This is a genomic window from Cognatundibacterium rivi, from assembly GCF_018139565.1.
Classification (GTDB): Bacteria; Pseudomonadota; Gammaproteobacteria; order Burkholderiales; family Burkholderiaceae_D; genus Undibacterium; species Undibacterium rivi.
Genome location: NZ_JAGSPK010000009.1, coordinates 1 through 5,787, shown reverse-complemented (window position 1 = coordinate 5,787; position 5,787 = coordinate 1). Strand labels below are relative to the sequence as shown.

Here is a 5,787-nt window from a genome sequence, read left to right as displayed (position 1 = left end):
AGTTGACAGTGAATGCGAAGTGCTTCATAATCTCGTTTCTCTGCTGCTGACGCACACAACGATGCGAAGCGAAACTCGGAAGAGTGAAGCGGAAAAGAATTTTAGGATTCGCGGTTCTTTAACAATTAACAGTCAATAAATGTGAGCACTTGATGAAAGCGCACCAATCAGTTGAACTGATTGGCATGCTTAAAAAATATCAAATGCTTCACAAGAAATAAAGCAAGACAGATTTCAGTAATGGAATCTGAACTGTCAGTATTTTGAGTGAGCGACACCTTCGCAAGAAGGAGTTCAGAAATGAACAAAACAGAGATTAAACTGAAGAGTTTGATCCTGGCTCAGATTGAACGCTGGCGGCATGCCTTACACATGCAAGTCGAACGGCAGCACGGACTTCGGTCTGGTGGCGAGTGGCGAACGGGTGAGTAATATATCGGAACATACCCTAGAGTGGGGGATAACGTAGCGAAAGTTACGCTAATACCGCATACGCACTAAGGTGGAAAGTGGGGGATCTTCGGACCTCATGCTCATGGAGTGGCCGATATCTGATTAGCTAGTTGGTGAGGTAAAGGCTCACCAAGGCGACGATCAGTAGCTGGTCTGAGAGGACGACCAGCCACACTGGAACTGAGACACGGTCCAGACTCCTACGGGAGGCAGCAGTGGGGAATTTTGGACAATGGGGGCAACCCTGATCCAGCAATGCCGCGTGAGTGAAGAAGGCCTTCGGGTTGTAAAGCTCTTTTGTCAGGGAAGAAACGGTGATCTCTAATATAGATTGCTAATGACGGTACCTGAAGAATAAGCACCGGCTAACTACGTGCCAGCAGCCGCGGTAATACGTAGGGTGCAAGCGTTAATCGGAATTACTGGGCGTAAAGCGTGCGCAGGCGGTTATATAAGTCAGATGTGAAATCCCCGGGCTCAACCTGGGAACTGCATTTGAGACTGTATGGCTAGAGTGTGTCAGAGGGGGGTAGAATTCCACGTGTAGCAGTGAAATGCGTAGATATGTGGAGGAATACCGATGGCGAAGGCAGCCCCCTGGGATAACACTGACGCTCATGCACGAAAGCGTGGGGAGCAAACAGGATTAGATACCCTGGTAGTCCACGCCCTAAACGATGTCTACTAGTTGTTGGGTCTTAATTGACTTAGTAACGCAGCTAACGCGTGAAGTAGACCGCCTGGGGAGTACGGTCGCAAGATTAAAACTCAAAGGAATTGACGGGGACCCGCACAAGCGGTGGATGATGTGGATTAATTCGATGCAACGCGAAAAACCTTACCTACCCTTGACATGTACAGAATGCCGAAGAGATTTGGCGGTGCTCGCAAGAGAACTGTAACACAGGTGCTGCATGGCTGTCGTCAGCTCGTGTCGTGAGATGTTGGGTTAAGTCCCGCAACGAGCGCAACCCTTGTCATTAGTTGCTACGAAAGGGCACTCTAATGAGACTGCCGGTGACAAACCGGAGGAAGGTGGGGATGACGTCAAGTCCTCATGGCCCTTATGGGTAGGGCTTCACACGTCATACAATGGTACATACAGAGGGCCGCCAACCCGCGAGGGGGAGCTAATCCCAGAAAGTGTATCGTAGTCCGGATTGTAGTCTGCAACTCGACTACATGAAGTTGGAATCGCTAGTAATCGCGGATCAGCATGTCGCGGTGAATACGTTCCCGGGTCTTGTACACACCGCCCGTCACACCATGGGAGCGGGTTCTGCCAGAAGTAGGTAGCTTAACCGTAAGGAGGGCGCTTACCACGGCAGGGTTCGTGACTGGGGTGAAGTCGTAACAAGGTAGCCGTATCGGAAGGTGCGGCTGGATCACCTCCTTTCTAGAGTAGCGCCGTAATTAAGTGTTCACTTTTATTGACTGTTAAAAGAAAAGACGAGAAGAGTAGTAAAGAGAAGTAAGACTGCTTTGAAGTAGGAAGTAGTGCCTGAATGGGGGTTTAGCTCAGCTGGGAGAGCACCTGCTTTGCAAGCAGGGGGTCGTCGGTTCGATCCCGTCAACCTCCACCAATACTGGGGCTGTAGCTCAGCTGGTTAGAGCACCGTGTTGATAACGCGGGGGTCGTTGGTTCGAGCCCAACCAGCCCTACCAAAAGTATGTTGAGAAAACAAACGCAAATGGCGCGTGCGCTGTTTAGGTTTGTTCTTTCAAAGCGAAAGAGAGTCGGAAGACTCAGTAACAAGAAGTTCTCGTTCTTTAACAATTCAGAAGAAGTAAAGTAGAAATAATCAAAATTTATTTCTGTAAAGGAAGTGTCCGGAAGGATGCTTCGTTCGGTGTGACGACAGTTGCATTGAATAATTTATGGAAGGGTTATGATTGTATCGAACAAACAAAGTATTAAAAGAGTTTGATCAAAAGCAGCCGAAAGGCAGTTTTAGAAAAAAATAAATTCTTGAGATACGGCAAACGCTAAAGTAATACTCATAAGTAGTAAAGAACTATAACCGTTTTTGGTGATGAACCTGAGTTGAGCAATCGACACAGACACCAGAAGCTAAAGTTATAGGGACAAGTGACTAAGTGCACATGGTGGATGCCTTGGCGATATCAGGCGATGAAGGACGTAGTAGCTTGCGATAAGCTGCGGGGAGTGAGCAAACACACATTGATCCGCAGATTTCCGAATGGGGAAACCCGGCCGTAAGGTCATTTAACACTGAATACATAGGTGTTAAAAGCGAACGTGGCGAACTGAAACATCTAAGTAGCTACAGGAAAAGAAATCAACCGAGATTCCCAAAGTAGTGGCGAGCGAAATGGGAAGAGCCTGCATGATTTAGCATCTTTGATAATAGAACAGATTGGAAACTCTGGCCATAGAGGGTGATAGCCCCTTATATGAAATCATCGGTGTGGAACTAAGTATGCGACAAGTAGGGCGGGACACGTGAAATCCTGTCTGAACATGGGGGGACCATCCTCCAAGGCTAAATACTCGATATCGACCGATAGTGAACCAGTACCGTGAGGGAAAGGCGAAAAGAACCCCGGGAGGGGAGTGAAATAGAACCTGAAACCGTGTGCATACAAACAGTAGGAGCGGACTTGTTCCGTGACTGCGTACCTTTTGTATAATGGGTCAGCGACTTACATTCAGTGGCAAGGTTAACCGCATAGGGAAGCCGTAGAGAAATCGAGTCCGAATAGGGCGAATCAGTCGCTGGGTGTAGACCCGAAACCAAGTGATCTACTCATGGCCAGGTTGAAGGTGCGGTAACACGCACTGGAGGACCGAACCCACTAATGTTGAAAAATTAGGGGATGAGCTGTGGGTAGGGGTGAAAGGCTAAACAAACTTGGAAATAGCTGGTTCTCTCCGAAAACTATTTAGGTAGTGCCTCAAGTATCACCGACGGGGGTAGAGCACTGTTATGGCTAGGGGGTCATCGCGACTTACCAAACCATTGCAAACTCCGAATACCGTTGAGTGCGAGCTTGGGAGACAGACATCGGGTGCTAACGTCCGGTGTCAAGAGGGAAACAACCCAGACCGCCAGCTAAGGTCCCAAAGTATAGCTAAGTGGAAAACGAAGTGGGAAGGCTAAAACAGTCAGGAGGTTGGCTTAGAAGCAGCCACCCTTTAAAGAAAGCGTAATAGCTCACTGATCGAGTCGTCCTGCGCGGAAGATGTAACGGGGCTAAGCTATACACCGAAGCTGCGGATATCCTTTTAGGATATGGTAGGAGAGCGTTCTGTAAGCCTGCGAAGGTGTCTTGTAAAGGATGCTGGAGGTATCAGAAGTGCGAATGCTGACATGAGTAGCGATAATGGGGGTGAAAAGCCTCCACGCCGTAAGCCCAAGGTTTCCTGTTCAACGTTCATCGGAGCAGGGTGAGTCGGCCCCTAAGGCGAGGCAGAGATGCGTAGCTGATGGGAAGCAGGTTAATATTCCTGCACCGTCGTATGATGCGATGGGGGGACGGATCACAGAAGGTCGTCAGGCGGTTGGAAGAGCCTGTTCTTGACTTGTAGAAGGCACTTAGGCAAATCCGGGTGCGTAATTCAAGGGGTTGAGACGAGTGAACTTGTTCACGAAGCGATCGGAAGTGGTTCCAAGAAAAGCCTCTAAGCTTCAGTCATACGAGACCGTACCGCAAACCGACACAGGTGGGCGAGATGAGTATTCTAAGGCGCTTGAGAGAACTCGGGAGAAGGAACTCGGCAAATTGGTACCGTAACTTCGGGATAAGGTACGCCCTTGTAGTTTGACCCCCCTGCGGGGGAAGGATGAAGGGGTTGCAATAAACTGGTGGCTGCAACTGTTTAATAAAAACACAGCACTATGCAAACACGAAAGTGGACGTATATGGTGTGACTCCTGCCCGGTGCTGGAAGATTAAATGATGGGGTGCAAGCTCTTGATTGAAGTCCCAGTAAACGGCGGCCGTAACTATAACGGTCCTAAGGTAGCGAAATTCCTTGTCGGGTAAGTTCCGACCTGCACGAATGGAGTAATGATGGCCACACTGTCTCCTCCCGAGACTCAGCGAAGTTGAAATGTTTGTGATGATGCAATCTACCCGCGGCTAGACGGAAAGACCCCATGAACCTTTACTGTAGCTTTGCATTGGACTTTGAACCAATCTGTGTAGGATAGGTGGGAGGCTTTGAAGCGTGGACGCCAGTTTGCGTGGAGCCATCCTTGAAATACCACCCTGGTTTGTTTGAGGTTCTAACCTTGGCCCGTTATCCGGGTCGGGGACAGTGCATGGTAGGCAGTTTGACTGGGGCGGTCTCCTCCCAAAGTGTAACGGAGGAGTTCGAAGGTACGCTAATTACGGTCGGACATCGTGATGATAGTGCAATGGCATAAGCGTGCTTAACTGCGAGACTGACAAGTCGAGCAGGTACGAAAGTAGGACATAGTGATCCGGTGGTTCTGTATGGAAGGGCCATCGCTCAACGGATAAAAGGTACTCTGGGGATAACAGGCTGATTCCTCCCAAGAGTTCATATCGACGGGGGAGTTTGGCACCTCGATGTCGGCTCATCACATCCTGGGGCTGTAGCCGGTCCCAAGGGTATGGCTGTTCGCCATTTAAAGTGGTACGTGAGCTGGGTTTAAAACGTCGTGAGACAGTTTGGTCCCTATCTGCCGTGGGCGTTGGAAGTTTGAAGGGGGCTGCTCCTAGTACGAGAGGACCGGAGTGGACGAACCTCTGGTGTATCGGTTGTCACGCCAGTGGCATTGCCGAGTAGCTATGTTCGGAAGAGATAACCGCTGAAAGCATCTAAGCGGGAAACTCGCCTTAAGATGAGACTTCCCAGAGACTTGATCTCTTTAAAGGGTCGTTCGAGACCAGGACGTTGATAGGCTGGGTGTGGAAGTGCAGTAATGCATTAAGCTAACCAGTACTAATTGCCCGTAAGGCTTGTCCCTATAACCTTAGCAGGTATAGGCTGCAAGTGAGCAATATGAAGTGTGAGCCAATGAATGTTGGTACAAATCATAACCAGGAATACCTAAGAAATTAGGAAAATAAATTAAGATTGGTGCGAGTTGAAAAGCGACGCACATTCTACAAACTTCTTCTGAATTGGATTTGCTGTGCCCCACAGAACAACGTGGCCACAACAGATCGACAAGTTATGCCTGATGACCATAGCGAGTTGGTACCACCCCTTCCCATCCCGAACAGGACCGTGAAACGACTCTGCGCCAATGATAGTGCTGCAACCAGTGTGAAAGTAGGTTATCGTCAGGCTTGTATTCTGCTAACCCCCCGTTACCTACCGTAACCGGGGGTTTTGCTTTT

At 49.2% G+C, this 5,787-nt stretch carries 2 tRNA genes and 3 rRNA genes; all 5 read left to right on the top strand.

From position 1 onward, the window contains the following. Positions 1-318 precede the first annotated feature (318 nt). The 5 genes from KDM87_RS17615 to rrf all read left to right on the top strand — a co-directional run bounded on the left by KDM87_RS17615 (position 319) and on the right by rrf (position 5,736). Positions 319-1,849 (top strand): 16S ribosomal RNA (locus KDM87_RS17615). A gap of 111 nt (positions 1,850-1,960) precedes the next feature. After that, positions 1,961-2,036: transfer RNA gene (locus KDM87_RS17610), tRNA-Ala, on the top strand. Positions 2,037-2,041: 5 nt separating this feature from the next. After that, a tRNA-Ile gene (locus KDM87_RS17605) sits at positions 2,042-2,118 on the top strand. Between the two features lie 418 nt (positions 2,119-2,536). Continuing rightward, positions 2,537-5,411, top strand: a 23S ribosomal RNA gene (locus KDM87_RS17600). A 212-nt stretch (positions 5,412-5,623) separates the two neighbouring features. Continuing rightward, positions 5,624-5,736 (top strand): 5S ribosomal RNA (gene rrf, locus KDM87_RS17595). Together the 16S, 23S and 5S rRNA genes with 2 tRNA genes alongside form the textbook arrangement of a ribosomal RNA operon. Positions 5,737-5,787: the final 51 nt, after the last annotated feature.